1 protein-coding gene is annotated in these 242 nt (G+C 61.6%); it reads right to left on the minus strand.

From position 1 onward, the window contains the following. A partial coding sequence (locus H2O73_RS21375; RefSeq protein ID WP_182110832.1) for a type I restriction-modification system subunit M N-terminal domain-containing protein occupies positions 1 to 232 on the minus strand: 232 nt, incomplete at its 3' end. Between the last annotated feature and the right edge of the window lie 10 nt (positions 233 to 242).

The following is a 242-nucleotide window of genomic DNA, read 5'->3' on the forward strand; positions in this document are numbered from 1 at the left end:
GATCGATATAGTGAGCCTCCAGCTCGGCTCCCTTGCGCGAGGTCAGCGAAGGCCAGCCATACCCCGGGGGCACGCCCACTTCCCGGCGGTAGGGCGGCTGGCTGTACTCATGGGCCATCTTCAGGAAGATCAGGTAGGTCAGCTGCTCCAGGTAATCACCATAGCCCACGCCGTCATCGCGCAGGGTATGGCAGAAGTTCCAGACCTTGGAGGCAAGGGTTTCGGCGTTCATTCGCGTTCTC

It is taken from the genome of Vibrio marinisediminis (assembly GCF_014050145.1).
GTDB lineage: Bacteria > Pseudomonadota > Gammaproteobacteria > Enterobacterales > Vibrionaceae > Vibrio > Vibrio marinisediminis.